The following is a 23,999-nucleotide window of genomic DNA, read 5'->3' on the forward strand; positions in this document are numbered from 1 at the left end:
CCGCTACCGCGCCGGTGAAGAAGCCCACTAGTTTAAAGCGTGCCAATGAAAGGGTTAGACAATGGTCGACACGACGAAGAAAATTGTCACGAAGTCGCTTACGGCTGATATGCGCCGTTCCGCTAAGCGGCTTCACGAGCAAATGCTTAAAGCGTGGCTTACAGAAGAAGAGGCATCAAGGAAACGAGCTCCGTTCGAAACGCCGCAGCAGAAGCGAAAATATTCCGCGGATATGCAGATAGTCGACAGACTTGATCCCGGCTTTCGAGGCGAAATAAGCTATAAAATGCTTGGAAATAAACGGATCCGGGTCGATAGCCCAGAAGAATTAACGCGCATGCATGGTATACTAAGAAAAACAACGAAGGTTCTGAAGCGTAACGCCGAGACCGGCGATGTCTATTTGGCTCTTCACAAAAAGAAGACCTGGAGCAGCGTAAGCAGCCATCTCTACGCCGAGGATGGCACACTTCGCGCGAAGCATGTGAAATACAAAGACGGACGCTTTGAGGAAAAATGGGAGCGAGATGAAAACGGCCTCCTGATCCGCACGAAATATGTCAACCGAAATAGGCTATTTCATCCGATTTCCGAGAAGGTGAGTGAACCCTATCGGGCCGGAACGGAAAACCGGCTCTTTCGTGAACTCACCCGTCAAAAAGGTGCCAAGCAGGAGACTTTTGAACGGGATGACAAAGGCAACCTTGAGCTCATCGGCAGCAAACGTCTAGGATTCTCCAAGAATTCGACTAAGGCTGCGGATCGTCAAACCTCTCGGACTAAAATTCGAAAACTTGGTGGCGCATTCAGCAAATCTTATAGGTCCCTCCTAGACAAAGAGGGCAACGAACTTGGCCGAGATATATCGAGTCATCGACGGCTCTTTAACAAGCGATCAGCCGTCTACGATGATGCTAGCGGGCAATTGACGAGCACCAAGCATACTTTCGGTAAGATCTACAAGAGTGAAACAGCGTATTTGAACGAAGACGTCAAACAAATCTCAAAAAAAATACTTGGCGTGACAGTCCGACGAAAACTGACGACGCTAAATCAGCAAGAACGCGACGCTCAGACGCTGCGCAATTCGGAATCGACAGATCATAGGAGGGCTTGGCAAGAGAGCGCAGCTCTCCCCAAGTCACCTCAACAGCAGATAAATGTCAATTTAGTACGGCCGTCGCAGCGCGTCAATTTGGTTAGAGATGGCCGGGGCGATGATGACGCTGAGTTAAGGATTGAGCCTGCAACCGAACGATCAATTGATGTAATTGCAAAGACGTCACCCCTGTTGCGCCTGCCGAACCCAAAGCGACAGGTTAGTCCTCAAACACCACCTCAGTCGTCAAATGCGCGTTTCTCGGATCCACATTCTTTAGCGAAAGGGGTTGAGTCAGGTGGATCGTCGGTCAGCAGAACGGAGTCCGAATCGTCACTTGCGTCTTTATTTCAGTTCATTGATCATCAGCCGGATCCAAAAGAGCAAGAGCTCTTGAGTTCCCTACATAGTGTGCCATTTCCGCCGCCGTTTAAAGCAGATGGCGCACTGGGCGGACGTATTGAGGACAGCATTCGTGAGGCTTCCGGAGACAGCCGAGTGCGAACGAGTTCAGTGTTGGCGAGTGTGGTGAATGATCATTTGCAAGTGCCTTTGGAGCGCGACCATTCGGTAAATTCGATAAGCGAACGCTTTGATCCTCAGGCGTTGTTTGGCGAACCGGACCCGTCGCGCGTCCCAGAAAAACGGCCAGAACTTTCTACGGAAGGTGACCATTTGACAAATTCGGAACAGCAAGCTTTACTGAATGAACTGCTTAATATGCCATTACCTGGTGGTTTGCCGAAGGCGGATCACGAGCGATCTATGATTTTGGAAAGGTCAGGGAGCCGTGGGCGCTCTATGTCAGGAGGGCTTTCACTTTAGAATGGATGGGTCGATCCACGTACATCTGGCATCCGCTCATTTGGCTTGATTGACCCAAACCATTCGTCGAACGGCACATCGCTGGCGATCAGGGCTTAATCGCTCATAACGCTGGGAGATCGGTCAGAACAGCAATTCTGCACCGGTTTTTCGGCAGCGGCATGAAACCCATTTTATCGGTGATCCGCAGCTTGCTGGCTGCTATCTGCTTCTGGAACCGGAGTAGTCGCCGCCCGACTGTCGCTCCATCATTTCGCTACGACGGAGAAGCCATTCTTGCAGCCCAGGCCGAGGCCGGAGCCACATGCGTCTTACCCGGCCCGTTGGGTTGAGGGCGATGACGTTCTCTCGTATCAACACTAGGTAGGCCACCGGAAGCTAAATTACAACTGAAACGCTATCTTCATTCAAAGGCTCTCCCGCAGGTGATAGGTTTTGCATATTCCTCCACATCTACAGCATTAGTCGTGCCCGATTTTTGGAGATAGTAATGCTTAACTGGACTGCTGCCGCTTTGATGACAAGCGTATTGCTCATCAGTACGAAGGCGACCATTGCTCACGAACGACCTAGTTTCAAACAATCACCACAGCTCCCTGTCCATTTTCTCGCAGGAAAGCCGAAAAGTAATACGATTGTAATCTTTTATTCTGGGGACGGAGGGTGGGGTAATCTTAATGAACAAGTCGGTGCTAACTTGGCGAAGCAAGGCATACACGTTATCGGGATCGACTCCCTTCGATATTTCTGGTCGCAAAAGACGCCTGAAGAAACATCCAGAGACTTGAGCGTTCTGATAGATACATATACCCGCCTAACTGGGGCGCACAATGTTGTTCTCGCTGGGTTCTCATTCGGCGCGGATATACTACCCGCAGCCTATAATGGACTACCCAAAAATCAAAAGGCCAAAATCAAGGGAATCTCGCTTCTCGCGCTATCGCATCAAGTCGACTATGTCGTTTCCTTAAGGGGCTGGCTAGGACTGAAGACAGAAGGGAAAGGTGGAGATCCTATCAATGATCTTGGTTCTGTTAATCCGCTGCTGGTGCGGTGCATATATGGCTTGGATGATCGTTACAGCTCTTGCCCATCGCTTCGTGGAACAGCGATAAAAACCGTGGGATTGAAGGGCGGTCATCATCTCGGCAATGATTATTCACTCTTGGCTAAGCTCATTATTCCAGACAATCCGCCTAACTAAATTGAACCTTACAGGTCGGCCTGTTTTCTTGGCGACTGGCCATCCCGCGTTCGTCACGGCCATACGCGCCTTAGAGGTGGCTCGTTTTGTCTGAACAGTTTCAGACGTTTTGTTAAGTGTAATCGGTGTTCTGGCCCCTACGTTGCCCGCTGTTGCCTGATCTGTGGTCGAGTTTCCATGGACGAGCGACAAGGAGTTTCTCCATGGGCACTACATTGGAGGTTCTCACGACGAGGCGGAGCGGACGCGAGATGCATGGTCAATGGCCGGATGAGATCAAAGCGCGGATCGTGCCGGAGAGCTTGCGACCAGGTGTGACGGTGAATGAGGTTGCGGCCTTGGGCTGAAGGCCAATCACCTATCGACCTGGTGAACACTGGCACGCCAGGGCAAACTGGTTTTGTCTGAGCCGCAAGACGCCGTCGAATTCGCGGCCATGGTCGTTGAGACGCCCCCGCGGTGTGTTGGGGATGCGGATAAAAAGTTGGACTGATTTATGGGTTAAGGCCAAGGCTTCTTCGATACTCGATTGGGCTGAGTGATCCCAGCGATATCTTGATCCGCTTCTCATTGTAGCAGCGGATATAAGCGTCTACTTCGGCAACGATCTGTTCGATTGTAATAGCCTTCCAGTCTCGGGGATAGAAGAGCTCGATTTTCATCCGGCCGAAGAAGCCTTCGCAAGCGGCGTTGTCTTGCGAGCAACGTTTTCGGGACATTGAACGAAGTAAGCCTCCGCTGAAGGCCACAGGTCAGGCAGCTTGAGCGTTGACGGTCTGCGGCGTCCAATTCCACGGAAACAATTGCTCCAGCTTGGTAATCGGCGTGTCAGCGATGCAGGCAAGAACGTCGGCCAGCCACGCCTGCGGATCTATGTCGTTGAGCTTTGCCGTTCATGCCGACCGGCGAACTATGCCGATTAATCAACTTGCCAACGTTTCCGGCGCCATAGCGGCCGTCTAGTCGGCATAGCTTAGGGTCTCTCCGTCGCAATCGACGCAAAGGAGAGGACATATGAACGCAACTGACTATTTGAATCGCAGCTCCCTATACCGGAACTTGGTCTACGGCCCGTATCGGGAGTTTGTAAGCGTTTACACAGCCAAAATGTCGAACGAAGGTTTGGGTCGGCACTGCACGTGGCGCTCGCTAAGCCTGTTTCGGGATCTGATGGACTGGCATGTTGGCAATGGACATGCTCCGCAGGATTTAAGCGAGCTTCACGTCGACCGCTTTCTTGAGCATCGTTTCAAACACTGGAAGCCCGACTCGGGCGATCGATCGGCGCTCCGCCACTTGCTTTCGGCGTTACGGGAGAAAGCTTCAATACCAGTCGCGCTTCCGGTTCAGCGCAGTGAGCACGAGGAGATCGTTGATGTATTCGGGCAATATCTCTCGACGGAGAGAGGACTCGACGCCCTCGCGAGCATAGCGTTCGCTCTGAGGATTAAGCGGCTGGTGCTGGGCAAACTTTTCGAACAGGATCATCGCCAGCAGGTTTGGCCCGGCAAAGCCGCGTGGCGTTACATGGAAGGGTGCTGGTGGCTGCGTGATCTTCTCGCACTCACGACAGGTAAACTCCTCCCGTACCGTCTGGATGACCTTCCACTGGCGCGGGATGACCTCCAGGGTCTCGGTGATGTCCTCGCCAAGCTTCGACAATTTGGCCGATCGGCAGCAGGCGCAACTGGCGGGAGCGGCGATGACGATGCGCTCGCGTGGCAGATGTTCGGGAAAGGGCTTGCGTGACGGACGCCTGCGCTCGAAGGCTTTGACGGTTGAAGCTTTGGCTGCGATCTCCGCGGCCAGTTCATCTTCACCGGCGTCCGCTTCCAATTCCTCGGTTTGCAGTTCCATCTGCTCCAGGAGCCGCGCCTTGCGCTCGGACCGGCTGCCGTAGAGTTCACGGCGGACCTCGTCGATCTCCAGCTTCAGCCGAGCGATCAGCGCTTCGGAATGCGATACGAGTGCCTTTGCACTGGCGGCTTCTGCCTTGGCGGTTGCCGCTTCTGCTTCGGCTGCAACACGTCGAGCGCGTTCCTGGGCCAGCAATGCGAGGGCATTTGCAAGGTCGTCCGGAAGCTCTTCGGTCGCGTCGCTCATGACAGGATGGAATCATATTTGACCCCATCATTCCAGTGTTTTTGCTCATCCGGCCGACGTCGGCCGCCAAGTCTTTTGCGGCATCCGCCAGTCGATGCCCTCCAGCAGATAACCGAGCTGCGCAGGCGTGATCACCACCGTGCCATCGGCCGCTGACGGCCAGATGAAGCGTCCTCGCTTAAGCTTCTGCGTGAACAGGCAAGCTCCCTGGCCGTCATGCCAGAACACCTTGATCAGGCCACCGCCGCGGCCGCGGAATACGAACAAGTGCCCACACACCGGGTCACGCTTCAGCGCCTCCTGCACCATCAACGACAGACCGGGGAAGCCCTTGCGCATGTCCGTATAGCCCGTGGCCAGCCAGACGTTCACACCACTCGGAACCGGGATCATCGCAGACCCAATACGCAATCGAAAATCCGGCCAAGCGCGTCCGTGTCGATGTCGCTTTCCACGCGGACGCGTCGGCCCCGACCTAGTTCGATTGTTACATCACTGCGCTTCCGACGAGGATGGAATTTGGTGGGTGATCCCGGCTGAGCGGGGGAGACTGTCGAAGCGGCCTCGGACACGATTACCGGCACCAAAGCCGCAGTGTCAGATCTTGGCTTCTCGATCCGACAAAGCTCTTTGCGCCAACGGAACAACTGGCTGACATGGATGCCGGCCGCGCGGGCAATCTCCGAGATGACCGCGTCTGGGTCAAAGCGCGCAGCGACGAGCCGCTCTTTATCTTCGCGTGACCAACGCCGACGGCGCTCCACAGACGTGATCACCTCAATTGGATGCTTCGCCATATGACTACTCTAGTGTTACCACTATGACTGGCAGTCAGCAGGCCGTCATCGCAAGACGGCCTTCATCGTGGGCTTACTGAACGAACCAGTTTCGATTCGCTGACCCGTGTGAGCCAGCCGGGCCACCGATAATGAGCTCCGCGATCGGAATGGACGACTGGACGTTTCTCTGCTTCGGTCATGGTCTCAATCGCTGCATCCAGCATAGTATTGACCATCTCCGCATCTGGTTGCGTTCCAATCGACCAACTGATGACCATGCCGTCGAAGCAATCGATGATAGGCGAATGGTAGACTTTCCCGGCTGGAATCTGGAACTCGGTGATGTCTGTCAGCCATTTCACATTCGGCGCTTTTGCATGGAAGTCGCGATTGATCAGGTTCTCGGGTGCTGGACTTAGTTCTCCCAGGTATAATCCGAAATGCCGTCGGCGCGGTCTGGGTACGACCAAGCACTCCTGCTTCATCAAGCGCTGGACAACCTTTTCCGAGACGATCACACTTTTCCTGGCCAGTGACGCATGCGCTTACTTTTGCTGGCCTTTGGCTGGGGAAGGGGCGGGGGCAGGATATATATAAACGTAAGCAAGATGACTAGGCGTCAGAACTGCATGCCACGCCTCAAATGCGTGTTTCACTAATTTCGGGACAGTCTCGGACGCAGATTTTGGTCGATTTTCGCAAGCGCCGTTCTGGCAAATTGACTCCTCATCAAAGGTTGTGAGGGTCTATGCCAAGACGGAAGCAAGCGGGACGAACGACAGTGAAAGACTTTCGATCGATACTGCGTCTGAAGCATGAAAAGAGCCTTTCCGTTCGCGCCGTTTCGGAACGCCTAAAGATCGGCAAAACCTCTGTGGCGACGTATCTGCTGCGAGCAAAGGAGACCGGCCTTTCGGTCTGGCCGTTAGCCACCTCAACCACCGCCCTCGCGAAATTCGTTCCCGAATCCGCCTCGACGGCCCTACCCACCGAGGAGCCCCTTTGTCCGGCCGGAGCATCACGACGCCAGCAAAATAGTTGTGATGGATGAATGTCAATGGTGAGCGTCCGGCGAAAGCATTTTTCGGGTGTCGCGAGATAGAATCTAAAGGCCGCGCTTCATCTCATCGGCCATGATGCGGTCGATTATTTCAGGATCGCACTGTGTGTCGATGAGGAACTCGCGGATACCGCCGTCCCACGTCCTGATGTCGGCAAGTAGGCTTTGAAGTTCTTTGATGCCGTTCTCGGTCAGACCCTTCGTGCCATCTTCAGTGCCATCGCTGACGTAAACCAGTTCGCCTTCGGAGATGTTGTCCGAGTTGGCCGTCACTTCTTCGATCAGTTCGAGGTTCTCGCCGATCATGCCGGCGACTTGGTTGAGTGTGTAAATGAACCTTGAGCGTGCCATCAGGCAGCCTCGCACCGAGCGTTTGCCGGCGTCCAGTTCCAAGGCAGCAGATTTTCAAGTCGGTCTTTGGGATGATCCTGGATCCGGGCCAACACATCGGTCAGATAGGCTTCCGGATTGTGGCCATGAAGCTTTGCGGTTTCGATGATGCTCAAGATATTTGCGATGCGCTCACCACCCTTGTCGGAGCCCGCAAATAACCAGTTCTTTCGGCCAATTCCCAGTGGTCGCATGGCACGCTCAGCTATGTTGTTGTCGATTTCAACCCGGCCGTCATCAAGATAGACGCTCAATGCTGCCCATCGTGACAGCGCATACCGCATCGCTTCCGCCAGCTTCTGTTTCTGTGGCAGTGTTGTCTGGACATCCTCAATCCACTCTTTCAGCTCGTCCAGGATGGGTTTGGCATGCTGCTGGCGCAAATCCCGCCTCTCGTCAGGCAACATGCCACGGATACGATCCTCGATATCGTAGAGAGCACCAATGCGCGACAGCGCTTCCTGCGCGATCGTTGATGGCTTGAGTTTGATCACGTCATGGAATTTGCGGCGTACATGCGCCATGCAGGCAGCCTCTATGATCTGATTGCCGTACAGCTTGTTGTAGCCAGCATAGCCGTCCGCGTGCATCACGCCACTGAAGTTGGAAAGATGTTCGGCTGGGTGAACCCCCTTGCGGTCAGGGCTGTAATAATAAGCGATCGCTCCGGGCCTGGGATCTTGATAGCCACGCCCATCGAAGACGTAGACCCAGACCCTCCCGGTCCTGGTCTTTCCTCGTCCAGGGTCGAGAACATCGACCGGAGTGTCGTCGGTATGGATCCGATCGACGGCCGCGATATGCGCTCTGATCAGCAAAATCAGGGGGCCGAGCAAAGCCGATGCACGCCCCATCCAGTCGGCCATCACGGAACGGGAGATATCGATCCCAAGCCGATCGTACATCTCCGACAGTCGGTAAAGTGGGATGTGATCGTCGAACTTGGAGACCATGATATGGGCAAGCAATCCGGGACCGGGTTTGCCGCGCTCGATCGGCAGGGTCGGCATCTTGCCAGCCAACGAAGTGTCGCAGTCCTTGCAAACGAAGCGCTTTTCGACATGGCGAACAATCTTCACGGATGCCGGCACATGCTCCATGACCTGGACCACCTTATCAGGTGCTTTCAGGAACGATGTCCCGCCGCAGGTCGGGCAATTGCACGGCGCCGGATAGATCCGCTCTTCTGTCGGCAGCCCATCCGGCAAAGGTCTGCGTTTTGGCTTTTCGCAGGCATCTTCCAGCTCCGGCAGTGGTGTCCTTCCAGAGCGAACCTCAGCCTCGGCGCGGGACGCTTCAATCTCCTCGAGCATCAGTTCGAATTGTTCGATCTTGCGGTCTATTTTCTCGGACGAGGCCCCATGCTGTCGATGGCGCAGCAACTCCAACTGCGCGCGCAAAATGTCGATTATGGTATCGCGCTTGGTAACTTCCGCGTCTTGTCGCTCGAGTTTCGCCGCCTGTTCAGCAACCAATGCACGCAGTGCAGATAGCTCGTCCTGACCCTGTGGCGGCGTTGTTTCCATACCCAAAAATGTAACTGATTTGGCCCTTTAGCGCCAGCATTTTACCCCTGACACCCTTGCAAATTAACGCTTTCAGCCCGTGCGATGAGGCGCTGACGTCCATGTCGGTCGTCGCCAGTCGATCCCCTCGACGAGCATCGACAACTGAGCCTGCGTCAGATGCACAACGCCATCTTTGGCCGCCGGCCATGGGAAGTATCCGCGTTCCAAAACCTTGTAAAACAGGCAAAAGCCTTGGCCGTCCCACCATAAAAGCTTGATTCGGTCCGCGCGCCTGCCGCGGAACCCGAAGATCGCGCCAGAACCAGGCGCTTGTCTGATCACCCCCTCGACCAGCGCTGACAAACCGTCGATACCGCGACGCATGTCAGTCACTCCGCAGGCCAGATAAACCTGTACATTCCCTGACGGCCCGATCATGCCGCCTCCACGCAAGCGACGAGCGGGCCGAGCAGTTTCAACTCAACGTCAACAGGAACCTTCAAACTCCGACCGTTTCGAAGCAAGATCTCGACGATCGCCAGCCTCGTTGCCGTCGTAGACGCCTGACTTACGCCAAACTCCTCCACGATTTCCACTGGAAGGAACACCGTCGGTCGATCAACATAGTTGAACGACTTTCGCCACAAGCGGATCTGGCCAGGATGAACGTCATGCCGGCGCGCCACGTCACCAATGCGAGCACCCGGCTCATCAGCTTCCGCCAGTATCCTCAGCTTCGCCTCGTCCGACCAGCGCCGTCTGCGCTCGGTACCGGACATGATCTCCATGCGGGCCATGAAACCTCTTTGCTCTGGTATTTATGTCAGCACTAATGCTGGTTCTAATGCCAGAACATCGCCTGATTTGCCCGATCAGCAAAAACAGCTCACTGGACGCTCACTGTCAATGCGATGTGCAATCGCTGAAACGCTTGCGCGAGGCTCCATCGCTTCAGCTACAGCCCGTTCTTTAAATTCATCGGACCAACGATGTCGGAACTGCCTCGGCGCACCTTTAAGCCGTTCCGCAACGGCCTCGATCATGGGGAAGTTCCTAGTTCTAGAGCTCGGCGCAGACATGGAAGCTCACATTATGTGAATCGTTTTTCTGAAATACAGGCGAACGCTCCAACTACGCCAGATGGGGTCAGCTTGCCGCTTACCCTATTACCAGTGAAGGAAAGGAAAAACCCATGCTGACACACATCCAACTCTCGAACAGATGCAGGCCCTTGGCCTTGCCGGAATGGCAACGGCCTATCGCGAACTTGCCGCTCAGAACAACAGCAGCGATCTCAGCCGTGACGAGTGGCTCGGCCTGATGCTTGATCGAGAAACGGCTCTGCGATCCGACAAGCGCCTGACCAACCGGCTTGCAGCTTCTAAGCTTCGCCCAGCATCGAGAACATCGACTTTGCCGCTCATAGTGGTCTCGACCGCCGCAACACTTTGTCGCTTGCGCAAGGGGCACGGCTGAAGGCGCATGACAATATGATCATCACATGCCAGACCGGCACAGGAAAAACCTGGCTTGCGTGCGCCTTCGGTCGCCAAGCTGTCCGGCTCGATCATTCCATCCTGTATCTGCGCATGCCGCGTCTGTTCGAAGACCTTGGCTTTGCCGGGCTCGATGGTCGCTTTCCTCGACTTGCTGGAAATCTTCGAGGAACGCTATCGCCGGAATTCGACGCAAATCACCGCGCAGCTTCCCGTCGCCCAGTGGCACGACCTGATAGGAGAACCGACCATAGCAGACGCAATCCTCGATCGGATCATCCACAATGAGCACTGAATTGCCTTGAAGCCGACAGCATTCGACGGCAAAAAACATTACCCCATCTGAACGGCGCTGAAAACGCAGAAATCAATCTTTTATGACTTCAACCTTCAACCAGGCAGGCGAAAATCGACCACTTCATGCTGTCCCGGAATTAGTGAAACCGCTGTCCCGTTCTTCCGAAATACGCTGCCTCAAAACTACTGGGGAATTTAGTATGGATGGTAACCCTAAATTGAACTGGTGAACCAACTGGGCCTGCGGGGTGGAGCCATTAAACCATTTTAGACCTGTCCAGAGATTTCTAATTGCTGTAAAGTTGAGGCGACTTGATGCATGTGTAGATTGTCCTCGAAATTGAGGGTGGACGACTGTTCCTAACTCAACAATATGCTTTTAATTGAGACTAAAGTTCCACTTTACCAAATTTGAAAAAGCTTTCTTATCGTCTAAAACGTAAGAGCTCACGTATGCACGCCTGATATGCCTCCTAATTGCGGTCTGTCTTAGTAAAATGACACTTTCAGCACGCGGTTTGAAATTCTGTGATTGGCCCACCAGCGAACAAATGTGCTGGGCTTTTGACAATCAGAGGAGATTTATTCCAAGAGACCACCGCATGTGCGTTTTTCCGCAATCATCGACAAAACTAGCGGTGCGTTGTTAAAAAAGAATGACTCCATGAGTGGTGTTACTGCGCTTTTCCCGAGTATAAATCAGTTAACCACACTCCGCTTAGTCACTCACACAATTCGTTCTCAATAAGCGACTTCTTACTATGACGGCTCCGCAATGGGCTGTTCGGGATTTCACCCGTATCTACCGCGCGCAAAACCTCAAGGATCGCTTGAATTATGCAGAAGAGGATTACCGTACCACGATGGGTGATTTAACGTACTTCCATCCATCCGAACTTTTCCCTGGTGAGTTCGATGATGAGTACATTTTGAACAATCAGCATTTCAGTTATGTGTACGCTAACCAAGCGACCGCCGGATATTGCGCCGTGCATCGTCTCCTTCCCTCTAGTTCCTCGAACTAAGGGGCAGTGGCAACTGGGATACCACCCTGGTTGCTGCGCCCTGAACAACTCAATCAAGTACTACAGGAGCGCTGTGATCAGGGAGGGCGAATTAACTATTATTATGGCCCATCTACCAATATGTTCTTTCTGGCTATTATGAGAAGCTCGATGTTTGTGCGATTTGGGACGGAGGAGGTCGAGGGTGTAGACTATGGGTTCTTCGCGAGAGGCGGGCACTATGTGGAAGAGGGAGAAGACGAAGTAGATGTCGAGGTTGGGGAGGAGGAAGATGGAGAAGAGGAAGAGATAGAGCATCAGATTGGCGACTTGATCCATTATCCGATCGTAGCTGTTGGATCGTGTAACCTTATTCCATAGAGATTAAATTATCCATGTTGCTTTATCTCCCAGCTTTTTAGAAAAGCTTGTGTTTTGTGTCTTTCCGCTAATAAGTCGTGTTTGTTCGGCGACTGTTCGATATATGCCGTGTTGTATTTTAGTATCGTTCTATGCAGAGGCACAGCAACTTGATTTTAAACCTCCATGTTTTAGAGGAAATATAATTATGCTCCTGTAATATTCTCAAAATAAGTAATTTTTTTAAAAGTATATAGTTCAAGCTGTATTGAATAATTTTCTATAAGATTACCTTTTAAAAACTCGAATGTTCCGCCCCCTTGTAAGCATATTGTGGCACAAATTACTGACCACGCTTCTCTTCACGTCGATATTTGAGTAAGCCATATTTTGACATGGATCGTCACGAAAGACGATTGCTAAGCAAAGCATATTTTGAATGCCGATATTTAGAATTTTTTCGCTTTCAACATAAAATATACTCAATAATTATCGAATTCTGGCAAGTAAGAGAATAACTTTATTTAATATAAGATGAAATAAGTAGAATTTCTCTGATCTATATTACATCGCAAAACCGTAGCGGTTTTGAAAGTCTATAACTTCCTCTATTGCCTGGCCGATTGCTAATAGACGGTTGTCTGTCCCGGCTGGCCCATCGATTTCCATTCCTATGGGTAATCTCGTCGGAGTAAGTTCGACCGGTACGGTTAGGCCTGGTAAACCTGCGTTGCTGCTCGGATCGACATTTTGGACGTATGCCATAAAGGTATCGACCTCACAGTCGTTGTGAATAACCGTCACATCTTGCCCTATCGGCTTGGCACTTAGGGGTGCGGTGGGGAAAAGGATAGCGTCCAGACAATGTAGATCGAAATGCCTCTGATAAACGGATTGCAGTTTGGGCCGAAAGCAATGAAGCGCCTTCCTGTAGACAGCTTCTGAAATCTGTTTGCTTTCGATCTGGGCGCGGAGGATATTTGCGACATCGGGGCTGCGTATCCCCTCGATAACGTCGGTGAAAGAGACACCTTCTACGAACTCATCGACATACCGTTGGAGAGCTATCGGAAATTCATAAAGTGCGATTGGCAAGCTTGCACCCTTGTTAAGCTGTTCCAGATGCGGGATATCGGCTGCAACGACAGTTACGCCTTTTTTTGCCAGTAGCCTGATGGTCGACTCTGCTGCAGAGCCAACATCCGAATCAAGATTGCTGTAGAAGTGTGCAAGCGGCAAACCTATCCGTAGTCCTTGCAGCGATACGGGCGCAATTTTCGCTGGTCTCCTTGATATGATCCGATCTATGAGGATCACGTCGGTAACGCACTGCGCAATAATTCCTGCGGTGTCGCGAGTGAAGCTGACCGGAACTATCTTGTCCTTCGTATACCGACCAAGCGTTGGACGAAATCCGACAACGCCACACAGCGCAGCAGGCAATCGAACTGACGCGCCTGTATCTGTTCCAATACCGGCCATCATGATACGGCTTGCCACCGCAGCAGCCACCCCACCACTTGAGCCTCCAGCGATTAAGGTCGGGTTCCAGGGGTTTCTGACCGCCCCAGTGAAGTAGTTATTGCTTGTTATACCGAACGATAACTCATGCATGTTCCCTGACGCACCTCTTAGTGCTCCTGCTTCTACAAGTGATTTGACAACGCCCGATGGCTCGCCCGGGAAGTTGTTCATCAGTGCTGGGGTGGCTGCGCTTACGGGGAAGATGCCTGTTGCGATATTCGCCTTGAAGCAAAGGGGAATGCCAGTCAGTCCAACGCCGGCGCGTCCGGCACGATCGATTTTTCTTGCGCTCAACCGCAGTTGCTCCCAGTCTGTTGACAGAAGGGCGTTGAGATATTTTGTGGCTGCACACCGGGCTATTAGGGTGTCAACAAGTTCCAGGCAGGAGTATTTTTTCATTCTCAGGCACTTGAGGGTCTGGTAGATTGGCGTGAGGGGCACCATGCTTGCGTGCTTCGAAAAACGCGATCGGTGCTTCACAAATGAGTTGATCGTCAGCCGATCTGAGTAGGGTCTTGGGATGAGTGAATGAAATTATTTGATTAATCGAGGCAATAGTTTTTCAAAGAAAGAATAGAGGCATCTTTGAAAATATGTGATCCAATAATGTGTGACGTCGCTTTCGAGTTAGAAACATCCGTAATTCGCGGCACTATTAACTAATCGGTCCCTGGCCCAAGTGAAATCGTTGAGTTGACAACTTTAGACTACTTTCTAGATCAGTTATAAGATCAAAGGTTTAGCGGTTTACGATAACAAAACGATCACAACTAATTCCAAATTCCAGCCAATCCCACGAATGGCAGATCCACGGACGTTGTTGCGCCAGTTGCCCACGTTACCTGTCAACTTGATGGATTCGGCTGACGCCGACGATTTGCGGACGGCCCTCTTCAATACATTCCTCAAACGTCAAATTTGCAAGAAGAGCGTAGATGCTAGCTCTTGCGAGCGCCAATCCGCATGCAAAAGACTGACCAGCGGCGGTTCTCGTCAGATCTCAGGTAGTGGATGTAGCGACGAAGTCGTCGCTTTCGTTTACGTGAGCGCGGAAACACTCCAACTGATCATACAACCTGGCGACTTGGCGGCAGCGAAAGTACAAACCCTCATTGCCGTCGATGTAGCACCGTTCTGCAAAAGTTTATCGAGTGCGCTCATGCTTCAGGCCATCAAGTTACTGGGCAACAATCATTATGGACGTGACGATATCAGTCATTTCATCGCCATTGCGGTCTCTAAAAATGCGCCCTCGAAAACCGTCACTTTGGCACCGTCCGATGAAGGCTCGACACAAAGCTTTACCGGCTTTCCTTTGTCCCTTGCAGGCGATGCGGGATTTGAGATCGTGGCATACGGCCGGAGCAATGTGCCCAAAGCGTCCGCAGTGTCCTTTCCCACGATCGATTTGCTGTATGACTACGGCGCGTTTCTCCAAAAATGCGGGTCCGGCGGAATTGGCTTTTTTCCTAAAGGCGTTCTCAAGCCAAAGGTGGCGATCATTGGAGCAGGCCTTTCTGGCCTTGTTGCGGCAAGTGAACTCCTTCATGCAGGAGTTGATGATCTCACGCTGTATGAGGCACGAGACCGTATTGGAGGTAAGTTATGGTCACACCGATTTGGCAGTGCTACACACGTTGTTGCCGAGATGGGAGCCATGCGGTTCCCTCGGAGCCAATCATCTCTGTTCGTCATTCTCGAGCGGTTGGGTCTGGCTTCGACCGGTCTCTTCCCCAATCCCGGGCAAGTAGATACAACACTCTACTACGGTGATTGCCGATACACGTGGAAGTCTGGGGAGAAACCCCCGGCCATGTTTCGTCGTGTTTCCAATGGATGGCAAGCATTTTTGCAAGAAGGGTACACTGATGGAGAGTTTGTGTTGGCGTCGCCCAATGCTATCAGTGATGCCATGAGATTAGGGCATTTGCGACAGGCGCATGATTTCTGGCAAGCTTGGTTGAGGTATTTTGGGCAGGAATCTTTCTCATCTGGCATTGAAAAAATCTTTTTTGGAGAAAACCCTCCCGGAGGCGAACGGTGGAGCAAGCCTACCGACTGGGATCTATTCAAGCTGCTGGGAGTTGGATCCGGGGGGTTTGGCCCAGTCTTTGAATGTGGTTTTATCGAAATCCTTCGTCTAATCGTCAATGGGTACGAAGAGAATGTGCAGTTGATCTACGAGGGGATCTCAGAGCTTCCTCGTAGACTCTCCGCTCAACTGTTTCACGGAACGTCAATCCGCCAGCGTGTCCGTCACCAACAGGTCACCACAATCAAAAAAAAGCAGGAGCAAATAGAGGTCAGCGTGAGAGGTGGAATGCCTGAGCTTTACGATAAGGTCGTGGTAACGTCTGGGTTCGCCAACATTCAACTTAAACATCTACTTACGTTCGATACGAGCCTCCTGGGTGCTGAAGTCAATCGGGCAGTCGAAGAAAGTCACATGGTGAGCGCATCGAAGCTGTTTATATTGACTGAGCGAAAATTTTGGCGCGATCATCAATTTCCGCCCTGCCTCCTTACCACGGGTGTCGCAAAGTCCGTATATTGCCTGGATTACGATCCACAAAATTCGACCGGAAGGGGATTGGTACTCGTAAGTTACACGTGGGAAGCCGATTCGCATAAGCTCCTCGCCGTTTCGGATAAAAGACAGCGGTTGGCAATGCTGCGGCGCGACATCGGTCGCGCTTACCCGGAATTCGCTAAGTATTTGGTGCCTGCAGATGGTGACTATGAAGAAAATGTAGTGCAGCACGACTGGCTGACTGATCCAGATGCCGGCGGCGCCTTTAAACTCAACCGTCGTGGCGAAGACATATATTCTGAAACGCTGTTTTTTCAGCCGTTTGACAGCGTCTATCGCTCTATTGATACAGGACTTTATCTTGCTGGTTGCTGTTGTTCATTTACTGGCGGATGGTCGGAGGGTGCTGTTCAAACAGGATGCAATGCCGCTTGCGTAGTCATCCATAGTTCAGGAGGAGTTTTGGCAGAAGGCAATCCGCTCGCGCACCCATGGAAAAGATACACCACTGAGTGATTTATCCATTATATTTACATCCGAGAAAGTGTGCTGGTATCTGTAACAAGCTATTTACGCTGCGGTCTAGCAGCCTCACTCCAAATTTGTTGACGAAGGCATGTAAAATAATAATATTATATTTTTTTGTGTGCACAGAAGTGCCTGTTATTGATTTTCAAATGTTTAATTAAAAGAAATATTACAGGGCATGGTCGGGTTTTATCATAAGGCATAAAGACAAATTATATGCCAATCATTATTATCACTTAAATAAAAAGTCCACATTATGCGGCGAGTGCTTGAGTGTGTGTGACCAACATTTTGAAAATTTTGTGTTGGGTGACGCCATGTTCGGACCCAGGAAAACGATTGGCCGCCAAACAAACTTTATCGCGACCACCTTGTGATTTAAAGTTTTTAAATTCCCCTTATTTTCTCAATTTGTGTTCTCAAACTCATAAACAAATTACACGGAGAGTGATCATCATATCATGGACCTCCACTTGATTTTCGGGCCGACCTCCACCGGAAAGACCGCGTTTTCCATAGGTCTCAGCGAGCAAAGCAGCTTGCCCGTCCTTGCCTTGGACCGCGTTCAATGCTGCCCCGAGCTTTCAACGGGAAGCGGGCGTCCCACAGCAACTGAGCTAAGAGGCACAACCCGACTCTATCTCGAGGAACGGCGTCTAAAGCAAGGAGTCATCACCGCCAAACGTGCGCATGATCAGCTGGTGGAGACGGTCTATACTCATGAGGCCGAAGGCGGTCTTATTCTTGAGGGCGGTTCGATCTCGTTGCTCAAGTGCATGGCGCAAAGCAACTATTGGAACGTTGGCCATCAGTGGCATATAACGCGCTTTCGCCTCGGAGATGAGGACACATTTCTAGAAACAGCGAAGGCCAGAGTAGAAAAGATGCTCGGAAGTTCTGACAGGCCATCACTTCTGCAGGAATTGGTCGATCTCTGGAGTGACCCCGATCTCAGGCCGGCACTTATGGGGATAGATGGCTACCGTGACGCCGTCCAATTCGCGGAACGCAACAAACTGGAGGTTGAAGAACTGTTGCAACTGAGCCCGTCCAAGCACAGCGAGTTGGTGTTCGGAATAGCCCAGAAGTATCTCGAGTATGCACGTCAACAAGAGGAGGCATTTACGCTGCTGGGTCCAAGTGAGGGTTTTTCGCAGGGCCACCCATTTTCTGGATGCTAAATTCCCAGTACAACTACCGATAAATATCTGGAGAAAAATATTGTGCCATCTTAAATTAAAGTATGCTTTCTGCAAAGCGTTGTTTATGTAATCATGGATGCTGTATTATCGTGATTTAAATAAAAATATTGGCCGCTAATCGCGGCGTAACTTCAAGATTGTTTTGATCTATATTTTAATAGGATCGACCTCTTGTGGATATATTATCCATTCAATAATATTTTTTTCCGGAAAGCGTATATTCCAGCGCAACTATCGGCGCTTGTTTCTTGACGGAACAGCTCCACGCCAGGATATAGCTAAAGATAATATTTTTAAAAGACGTCTACAACCGACACAGACGGTTAGAACTCAAGTTCATCGAAAAGAGGTGCCTCAGGAGATTCGAACAGCGAGGCGAAATTTCTGCCCGACTTCGGCTTAGCCGGTAACAGGAGAGATCTTTGCAGCTTGTCAACGTGCTAAGCCAATCGTCTAGGCCCAGAGTTTTGATTTCGGACCAAGCGTCCCCTGATCCCCCTCTATTTCTTTTAGATAATATTGAATAATCATAAGAAATAAGTAAAATGTTTGCCATTACTCATTAATATTGATTGATTTAATCTGGAACCACAAAGGTCAGGAGAAAATATAGTGGCAAATATTTAATATTGTAAAAACAGTTAGAATTCAAGGTTACATGAGACAATACATTGCTGTTGTTGAACGCGAACAGAAAAAATATTCGATATGAATAAATCACGATCACGATATTGGTAGTTTAGTACATCGATCCATACGCTACCAACGGGTACCAGGTTGGACGGTCATGGCACCTCGCAAACTTTATTTCTGGAGACGTAGTGCACAGGAAATAGGTGCTTGGAGAAATGACGGCATAGTATGTTGCATCAGTTCCCTCCATCTTCACTTGAGCCGGCACCTTCGGAATGAAAGATATTTCCTCCTTTTCTTTGAATAGGATGTGCGTGTCATCAATTTGCTCTAAGAGTGTATTGCTTCCGTATAAATACAGCCATTTCTTATCAGTCTGGATTACCTCTCCCGTATCCAGACTTAGAAATTCACCAAGATATTTTTTGAAGTCTTGGGATGCCCAACTTAGGTCGTGAAAAGCCAAAGCAACTTGTGAGAAATTCATGATGTTGAGTTTTCTTATGTTGAGCGATTAGTTTTGGTCGCCTGTATATAGGCCGGCGTGGCGCGATCCGTGCCGCTGGTTGCGGGGGGCTCAATTTTCAAAACCAGCCTGTTCTCGTCTGTAGACAAGCCAATCGATTGCTAGTCAAGCTTGGCGGATTTTGCGCTGACAGCAATTGCTGACTTTCCGTAAAGCCACAGTTGGCTGTGTGCCAAGTGGTCCCTGGGTGACGTAACGGCAATGACTGATATTTGACACCATCCAAGTTTGGGGTGGATTACTCACCGATTGGATTGGACCGCAGGGCGAACTTATTGGCTGTTCAATATTGACTTCTTGGATGCACGGGCAAGTTGGTACCTCTGATATGTAACTGTATTCGCACGGGTGGTGCAGACATTGTTGACGTTTGAGACGGGCAGGGGTCCACAACGTGGATCGATAATGCATCATACTTACGTGTCATCACCGACGATCTTGGTCAAAATGTCAAAAGATGCGGCTACTTTCCAACCAACACGGACATAGTGCCGCAAATCTCGGCAAAAAATTCACTTAGCGTCAGCCCAGATTTGGCGCTTGTTTTAGTTGGCCACTAGGGATCTATACGCTAAATTCACTCACTGCTGTCGAAACTTTCGTTTAAGTTGAAAGGATCACTGATCTAATTCGGATATCGTAGAAAGCAGGTATATCAACTATCAACCGAGTTTTTCAGATCCCATTGCGAACCCCGAAAATGGCGTTTCATCGTCCAGCTTTCCAACCCAAACATGTCGATTTCGTATCCGATACTGATCTGGGAAATTCCATTCTTAGCGGCTTTAAAGAGGAGTATGTGGATTTCATCAGGACAACGTTGGTCAATGCTCAGAACTCGTGGGCTAAATTCGCTCTAGAAGATGGGAGGGAGACAGCCCACGAGAAATCAGCGCGCTTTTCTGAAGTGCCATGCCTGCACGATCCTAGCTTGGATTTCGTGCTCCCCGATAGTGACTTGTGGTATTTTTACGGTACCTTTCACGAAATTCGTCGATATGCGGAGTGTGGAAACTTTCTTTGCAAAGACGCCTTCAGATTTGTGGCGTGCACTGAGTCGCCGTACGCGGACGGAATGACAGCCCAGACCATACGCGAATGGTATAACAAGATTTCGCCTGGTTCTCGGCTTTCCTTGAAAGATGTGGAGGCGTTTTTCGCCTTTCTTCCCAGTTCATCTTTTTCGAATACTATCCACACAGTTCTCGAAATCCATGGTAAACACGTGCGCAGGTTTGTTGCACCGATACCAGGTTCATGCTTCGGAGGTGAAGTTGTCGCGTTCGGGCCGGCCTTTTCTCAGCCGATTGAACCTCGGCCAGCTGCAAGCATTCTCACCGTTGCAAAGCGCTGTGGATGGCCCCTGAAGACCTGTTTCCGATGTCAAATGAACGCACGATCTCAATAATTTAAAGTATTATTGTTGCTATTCTGTGGTTGGATTTTTAGTATCATGGCGTTGTATTGTGTTATGTCAAATTATTGTATGAATACACGCTTTAATTTGAATTTCGTAAGGCTGAGGGCCTAGTAATTTAATATTAGATATATATATCGTTAATATTGTATTAAAATTTATCCCGTTAAGTGTTCAATGTATCTTGTGGAGGGAATTTAAATTATCGCCGGATCTTCGCTCATATGATTTTTAAGATCAAGGATGTAAATATTTATGACAACATTGATGATTTATTTTAATATTTCATAGTAAAGGCAGCCTCTTATGGGCTGTTAAACAACATAAACACACAAGCCACAAACACTAGGGGCATAGCCCGAGATTATTGAATATAGCATAGATTGATATTTCGGTAGCCACAGGCGGGATTTGAGGATGAGCGTGACTTCAACTCAACCCAGATGGCAATTGTAGTACTTGAACCTCCCCATATGTATGAGCGGGTCATTCATTGTTTTCTTGGTTACACCTGCAAGGATCGGGGCCCAGGGTTTCAGGTAGGCTTCGCAGAGGAGTGGACCAACGATCTTCAGGATTTCGGGGTCGATGCCTGAAGTGTCAAGATCCTTGGTATCAATCACGTGAAAGGTCACCTCAAGGTCATTGGCGGATTCTTCAAAAAAAGTCTTTATATCCAGCATCCTGCCTCGGCTTCGATCTTCCGGAATGGTGAGAATGAAGCGCGGCTTTGTATTCCCACGCACAGTCTCCTTATCCGCACGCACAGTCTCCACTACACTGTGGAAAAAGTCACTGGCCTGGATAGCATGTACATCGAACCCAAAGCGTTCCTCCAGAACACAAAGCCCGAACGCACGCGGGACAAGTACGCCAGATCCCGAGGCTATGACATAAAGTGGGGTATCCTCTTTGAAGTCTTCAGCAAATGTGTGGCCCGCTGACATGCCCTTCATTGCAGCATGAAGCAGTGCCGCTGGCAGCGCTTTCAAAGTTGATGCCAGAGCTGGCATAAACCTCCAAGTTTCCTTTTCTTCCAAAATACCGCCAGTAAATGCTGCCATCAGCATGTGGGTAGCATGGAAAGCCTGGGTTGTTTCCTCGGCGAAGAACGCCATGTGGCCGTATGAGGCGAGCTTAGTGTCTGAGGACTTTGTAAAAACGACAGTTTTACAAGTTTTGTCCTGTAGAAGCTTCGCTGCTTCTACAGTTTCTGGAGTTCCACCAGACTTTGAAGACAGAATCACCAAAGTGTCTGAAGCATTAGCGATTGATGGGTTTTCCCCCATCAGGTCAACGAATGCCGAAGCAGCGTGGCTAGTGAATTGAAGGGTTTGTGCAGCCCCATCTGTGTATGCGATCAAGCTTTCTCCGATCGCCAGCCCAGCGCCAGCGGATACAAAGAACACCTGCCTCAGTCCTAAGGCGGCTAGATCGCGCCCAGCTTTTGCGACATCCTCAAGCTGCTCGATGGCGGGCTCAAGTTGTTTAGTAATCTTGGCTGCTGCGCCGTCTGCCGTGGGATTATAGAGAACGTCCATCGTTCAGTGTATCGGCGTCGGTTATGAGATTTAGGTGCTAGTGTAACGTATTGGTAATTTGTGGACATAGAATACGAAGAGAGGCTATTTATCGTTTTGAAATAAGCAAAATGACGTCACCGGTGAGCGTCGCGCCCATTTTTTTCTTACTGTAATACTGCGGTTTTGGCACGCCTTTGACTTTGGTGGTTTGGCACGTCAGATTATCTAGTCCTGAGTCATCAACGGCTGCGGATGGAGCGAAAGTCGCGATTACGACAAAACATCAGCGACAATTGAGTGCGGGCGGCATGTCCCACACGCGAATATGCGCGACCTACGTAGAATAAACTTTAGGCCAATTCAAAAACCACGCGTCATGGCTTACGCATTACGTCGCAGAAGCTCAATATAAACAAGAGCCCGAAACATCAAAAATCAAAACACCGATATTCATCAATCTTATCAACCTCGCTCAAAATTTCTATCTTTCCACATTTGAAAATGCCAATTTCTCAGGCCTACCTCGGCTCTGCGAAGGCGCCCGCTGATCTCAAAAGTTTTTATTTCATCCGACATGGCGCGACAGACCTCAACGAGAAGGAAAAGGTCGTGGATGGTCAGAAATTCTGGGGCGTCCAAGGTTCCGGCACGAACAACAGTCTCAACGCAAGAGGGGAACGCCAGGCTTTGTTGGCCGGCAATGTTCTTCGATCGCTTCCGATAAGCGGTGTTGTCTGTTCACCGCTTTTACGTGCAATTCAGACGGCCTTCATCGCTAATCTGGGCTGCCCCAACTTCCAGATCGACGAAGATCTTCAGGAGCGGGATTTTGGAAAACACGAAGGTGGCTTCGGCCCACGTGAGATGTTTGAAGACGACTATTCCGATTGTGAAGAAACCGAGATTTTCTCAGTCCATGTCGCCAAGGCTCTGCAGCATGCACGTTCAGAAAACGTTCTGTTTGTCGCCCATGGAGGTGTGCTCAGGGTTGTCGCGGCACTGCTCGGAGTTCCTATAACAGACGAGCATACCGCCAATGGGCGTGTTCTACATTTCAGTCTCGATGCTAAGACCTGGTCCGTGCGGGTCATCGAAAGCCCTGTGGTAATGGTCAGCGGCGCAACTTGCGGCATTGGCAAGGCCATTGCTGAAGACCTTATCGGGCACGGCTATAGAGTAAGTCTGGGTGCGCGCAACATTCAAGACCTAGAGGCGGCTTTTGGCGACCAGAACGAAGCTCTTCACTATGCGCGTTTTGATGCTTTGGACCATAGCTCGATGAAAGATTGGGTGACCCAGACCGTCGAGAAATTTAAAAGGATCGACGGCTTAGTGAACAACACTGACTGTCGCGATCATGTTGACCTAGAGAAAGACACCGATCTTTCGCAGCTTCAACAGCAATGGGACATCAACTGTGCACCTTTCCTATTGGCAAAGCTATGCATGCCTCATCTTCTTGAATCAGGTTATGGCCGCATCGTTAATCTTCACGCCATGGCGGGCCAACGTGTTCAGAATTCCTTGGCCGGCTACAACGTGATCAAGCGCGCGTTGGGCCATGGTGTAGGCGCCATTGATATATGCCTTGGTGTTGTCGCTACCGACATCAGTCCTTCGACGGATCCGATTGAGCTTGGGCATATCGCTAAGCTCGTTCGCGAGCAACTTGCGTGTTCTAATCTTGCGCACACTCGTTGAATTGCTATGATTCGTGAAATAATTTACCCATTATTGGGTTTGCAGTAGGGGCCATAAGATATTACTTTGTGTTTTTTCTGTCTTGTAATTCTGCTTATATAATAATATTGGAATGTTGTTGCCAAAATGTATTGAAATATAGTTGTTTAATAAATATCAATAGATTTATATAGCAGTGAAAAAACTCTAAATTGGAAAATTTTATTTTAATTTTATTATGACGAAGCACGGGATAAAACATAAAAATAATACGACAACAAAATGAGAATTGGCGGCCAGCCCTTTCTATA

The 23,999-nt window shown here is 50.4% G+C and carries 16 protein-coding genes and 8 pseudogenes; 10 read left to right on the plus strand and 14 right to left on the minus strand.

The window, feature by feature from the left end:
- Window positions 1–61 precede the first annotated feature (61 nt).
- Complete coding sequence (locus tag CFBP5473_RS23770; protein WP_027676208.1) at window positions 62–1,924, plus strand: virA/G regulated protein; 1,863 nt, start codon at window positions 62–64, stop codon at window positions 1,922–1,924.
- A gap of 50 nt (window positions 1,925–1,974) precedes the next feature.
- Here the strand turns inward: CFBP5473_RS23770 and CFBP5473_RS25510 are convergent.
- Window positions 1,975–2,275: pseudogene (locus CFBP5473_RS25510) on the minus strand (ATP-binding protein); the annotation flags it as partial.
- Between the two features lie 139 nt (window positions 2,276–2,414).
- Between CFBP5473_RS25510 and CFBP5473_RS23775 the strand changes: the two are divergent.
- Window positions 2,415–3,128: an AcvB/VirJ family lysyl-phosphatidylglycerol hydrolase gene (locus CFBP5473_RS23775; RefSeq protein ID WP_051441330.1), complete on the plus strand. Its 714-nt coding sequence runs from the start codon at window positions 2,415–2,417 to the stop codon at window positions 3,126–3,128.
- Window positions 3,129–3,331: 203 nt separating this feature from the next.
- Window positions 3,332–3,475, plus strand: a complete 144-nt coding sequence (locus CFBP5473_RS25515; protein ID WP_136954444.1) for a transposase — start codon at window positions 3,332–3,334, stop codon at window positions 3,473–3,475.
- Between the two features lie 147 nt (window positions 3,476–3,622).
- Here the strand turns inward: CFBP5473_RS25515 and CFBP5473_RS23785 are convergent.
- From CFBP5473_RS23785 to CFBP5473_RS23815, 6 genes and pseudogenes are all read right to left on the minus strand, one after another.
- Window positions 3,623–3,859 (minus strand): annotated as a pseudogene (locus tag CFBP5473_RS23785) (IS3 family transposase); the annotation flags it as partial.
- 21 nt (window positions 3,860–3,880) lie between these two features.
- Window positions 3,881–4,021 (minus strand): annotated as a pseudogene (locus tag CFBP5473_RS23790) (transposase domain-containing protein); the annotation flags it as partial.
- Window positions 4,022–4,529: 508 nt separating this feature from the next.
- Window positions 4,530–5,231: pseudogene (locus CFBP5473_RS23800) on the minus strand (transposase domain-containing protein); the annotation flags it as partial.
- A 45-nt stretch (window positions 5,232–5,276) separates the two neighbouring features.
- On the minus strand, window positions 5,277–5,624 hold the full coding sequence (gene tnpB / locus CFBP5473_RS23805) for an IS66 family insertion sequence element accessory protein TnpB (protein ID WP_027676207.1): 348 nt from the start codon (window positions 5,622–5,624) through the stop codon (window positions 5,277–5,279).
- Window positions 5,621–6,028 (minus strand): IS66-like element accessory protein TnpA, encoded by a 408-nt coding sequence (gene tnpA, locus CFBP5473_RS23810; protein ID WP_084631712.1) that lies wholly within the window; start codon window positions 6,026–6,028, stop codon window positions 5,621–5,623. Before tnpA (CFBP5473_RS23810) ends, tnpB (CFBP5473_RS23805) begins: the two co-directional genes overlap by 4 nt.
- Before the next feature lie 71 nt (window positions 6,029–6,099).
- A pseudogene (locus CFBP5473_RS23815) lies at window positions 6,100–6,549 on the minus strand (DDE-type integrase/transposase/recombinase); the annotation flags it as partial.
- 209 nt (window positions 6,550–6,758) lie between these two features.
- Between CFBP5473_RS23815 and CFBP5473_RS23820 the strand changes: the two are divergent.
- Window positions 6,759–6,965 (plus strand): annotated as a pseudogene (locus tag CFBP5473_RS23820) (IS21 family transposase); the annotation flags it as partial.
- 150 nt (window positions 6,966–7,115) lie between these two features.
- On the opposite strand, the gene CFBP5473_RS25670 reads toward CFBP5473_RS23820, so the two are convergent.
- From CFBP5473_RS25670 to CFBP5473_RS25625, 5 genes are all read right to left on the minus strand, one after another.
- Window positions 7,116–7,421 (minus strand): hypothetical protein, encoded by a 306-nt coding sequence (locus CFBP5473_RS25670; RefSeq protein WP_035209878.1) that lies wholly within the window; start codon window positions 7,419–7,421, stop codon window positions 7,116–7,118.
- Window positions 7,421–8,986 carry an IS66 family transposase gene (tnpC, locus tag CFBP5473_RS23830; RefSeq protein ID WP_136954438.1) on the minus strand — a complete coding sequence of 522 codons (1,566 nt, stop codon included), beginning with the start codon at window positions 8,984–8,986 and terminating at the stop codon, window positions 7,421–7,423. Before tnpC ends, CFBP5473_RS25670 begins: the two co-directional genes overlap by 1 nt.
- 72 nt (window positions 8,987–9,058) lie before the next feature.
- Window positions 9,059–9,406, minus strand: a complete 348-nt coding sequence (gene tnpB / locus CFBP5473_RS23835; protein WP_136954339.1) for an IS66 family insertion sequence element accessory protein TnpB — start codon at window positions 9,404–9,406, stop codon at window positions 9,059–9,061.
- On the minus strand, window positions 9,403–9,765 hold the full coding sequence (tnpA, locus tag CFBP5473_RS23840; protein WP_136954338.1) for an IS66-like element accessory protein TnpA: 363 nt from the start codon (window positions 9,763–9,765) through the stop codon (window positions 9,403–9,405). Before tnpA (CFBP5473_RS23840) ends, tnpB (CFBP5473_RS23835) begins: the two co-directional genes overlap by 4 nt.
- Before the next feature lie 75 nt (window positions 9,766–9,840).
- A complete protein-coding gene (locus tag CFBP5473_RS25625; protein WP_106389457.1) occupies window positions 9,841–10,047 on the minus strand; it encodes a transposase in 207 nt (68 codons plus the stop codon).
- Between the two features lie 166 nt (window positions 10,048–10,213).
- Between CFBP5473_RS25625 and CFBP5473_RS23850 the strand changes: the two are divergent.
- Together CFBP5473_RS23850 and CFBP5473_RS23855 are read left to right on the plus strand one after the other, a co-directional pair.
- Window positions 10,214–10,759, plus strand: a pseudogene (locus CFBP5473_RS23850) (ATP-binding protein).
- Window positions 10,760–11,522: 763 nt separating this feature from the next.
- A pseudogene (locus CFBP5473_RS23855) lies at window positions 11,523–12,146 on the plus strand (RolB family protein).
- Window positions 12,147–12,689: 543 nt separating this feature from the next.
- On the opposite strand, the gene iaaH reads toward CFBP5473_RS23855, so the two are convergent.
- Window positions 12,690–14,048: an indoleacetamide hydrolase gene (gene iaaH / locus CFBP5473_RS23860; RefSeq protein WP_328703253.1), complete on the minus strand. Its 1,359-nt coding sequence runs from the start codon at window positions 14,046–14,048 to the stop codon at window positions 12,690–12,692.
- A 400-nt stretch (window positions 14,049–14,448) separates the two neighbouring features.
- Between iaaH and CFBP5473_RS23865 the strand changes: the two genes are divergently transcribed.
- From CFBP5473_RS23865 to CFBP5473_RS25775, 3 genes are all read left to right on the plus strand, one after another.
- Entirely contained in the window at window positions 14,449–16,695 is a 2,247-nt protein-coding gene (locus CFBP5473_RS23865) for an FAD-dependent oxidoreductase (protein ID WP_084631804.1), read from the plus strand.
- A 473-nt stretch (window positions 16,696–17,168) separates the two neighbouring features.
- Window positions 17,169–17,888, plus strand: a complete 720-nt coding sequence (locus CFBP5473_RS23870) for an isopentenyl transferase family protein (protein ID WP_027676707.1) — start codon at window positions 17,169–17,171, stop codon at window positions 17,886–17,888.
- A gap of 1,880 nt (window positions 17,889–19,768) precedes the next feature.
- Window positions 19,769–20,476, plus strand: coding sequence for a RolB family protein (locus CFBP5473_RS25775; protein WP_027676705.1), 708 nt, complete (start codon window positions 19,769–19,771; stop codon window positions 20,474–20,476).
- Between the two features lie 443 nt (window positions 20,477–20,919).
- On the opposite strand, the gene CFBP5473_RS23885 is transcribed toward CFBP5473_RS25775, so the two are convergent.
- Entirely contained in the window at window positions 20,920–22,026 is a 1,107-nt protein-coding gene (locus tag CFBP5473_RS23885; protein WP_027676704.1) for an SIS domain-containing protein, read from the minus strand.
- 483 nt (window positions 22,027–22,509) lie between these two features.
- On the opposite strand from CFBP5473_RS23885, the gene CFBP5473_RS23890 reads away from it, so the two are divergent.
- Window positions 22,510–23,709 carry an SDR family NAD(P)-dependent oxidoreductase gene (locus tag CFBP5473_RS23890; RefSeq protein WP_037171571.1) on the plus strand — a complete coding sequence of 400 codons (1,200 nt, stop codon included), beginning with the start codon at window positions 22,510–22,512 and terminating at the stop codon, window positions 23,707–23,709.
- Window positions 23,710–23,999: the final 290 nt, after the last annotated feature.

Origin of the sequence: Agrobacterium larrymoorei (assembly GCF_005145045.1) — a bacterium.
GTDB classification, from domain to species: Bacteria; Pseudomonadota; Alphaproteobacteria; order Rhizobiales; family Rhizobiaceae; genus Agrobacterium; species Agrobacterium larrymoorei.

Bases quoted from the DNA above. Each gene is read 5' to 3' on its own strand.
- CFBP5473_RS23890 (WP_037171571.1), top strand. From the start codon at position 22,510: ATGCCAATTTCTCAGGCCTACCTCGGCTCTGCGAAGGCGCCCGCTGAT.
- tnpB (WP_136954339.1), bottom strand. From the start codon at position 9,406: ATGATCGGGCCGTCAGGGAATGTACAGGTTTATCTGGCCTGCGGAGTG.
- CFBP5473_RS23870 (WP_027676707.1), top strand. From the start codon at position 17,169: ATGGACCTCCACTTGATTTTCGGGCCGACCTCCACCGGAAAGACCGCG.
- CFBP5473_RS25515 (WP_136954444.1), top strand. From the start codon at position 3,332: ATGGGCACTACATTGGAGGTTCTCACGACGAGGCGGAGCGGACGCGAG.
- tnpA (WP_136954338.1), bottom strand. From the start codon at position 9,765: ATGGCCCGCATGGAGATCATGTCCGGTACCGAGCGCAGACGGCGCTGG.
- CFBP5473_RS25670 (WP_035209878.1), bottom strand. From the start codon at position 7,421: ATGGCACGCTCAAGGTTCATTTACACACTCAACCAAGTCGCCGGCATG.
- CFBP5473_RS23770 (WP_027676208.1), top strand. From the start codon at position 62: ATGGTCGACACGACGAAGAAAATTGTCACGAAGTCGCTTACGGCTGAT.
- CFBP5473_RS25625 (WP_106389457.1), bottom strand. From the start codon at position 10,047: ATGTCTGCGCCGAGCTCTAGAACTAGGAACTTCCCCATGATCGAGGCC.
- tnpC (WP_136954438.1), bottom strand. From the start codon at position 8,986: ATGGAAACAACGCCGCCACAGGGTCAGGACGAGCTATCTGCACTGCGT.
- iaaH (WP_328703253.1), bottom strand. From the start codon at position 14,048: ATGAAAAAATACTCCTGCCTGGAACTTGTTGACACCCTAATAGCCCGG.
- CFBP5473_RS23885 (WP_027676704.1), bottom strand. From the start codon at position 22,026: ATGGACGTTCTCTATAATCCCACGGCAGACGGCGCAGCAGCCAAGATT.
- tnpA (WP_084631712.1), bottom strand. From the start codon at position 6,028: ATGGCGAAGCATCCAATTGAGGTGATCACGTCTGTGGAGCGCCGTCGG.
- CFBP5473_RS23775 (WP_051441330.1), top strand. From the start codon at position 2,415: ATGCTTAACTGGACTGCTGCCGCTTTGATGACAAGCGTATTGCTCATC.
- CFBP5473_RS25775 (WP_027676705.1), top strand. From the start codon at position 19,769: ATGGCGTTTCATCGTCCAGCTTTCCAACCCAAACATGTCGATTTCGTA.
- tnpB (WP_027676207.1), bottom strand. From the start codon at position 5,624: ATGATCCCGGTTCCGAGTGGTGTGAACGTCTGGCTGGCCACGGGCTAT.
- CFBP5473_RS23865 (WP_084631804.1), top strand. From the start codon at position 14,449: ATGGCAGATCCACGGACGTTGTTGCGCCAGTTGCCCACGTTACCTGTC.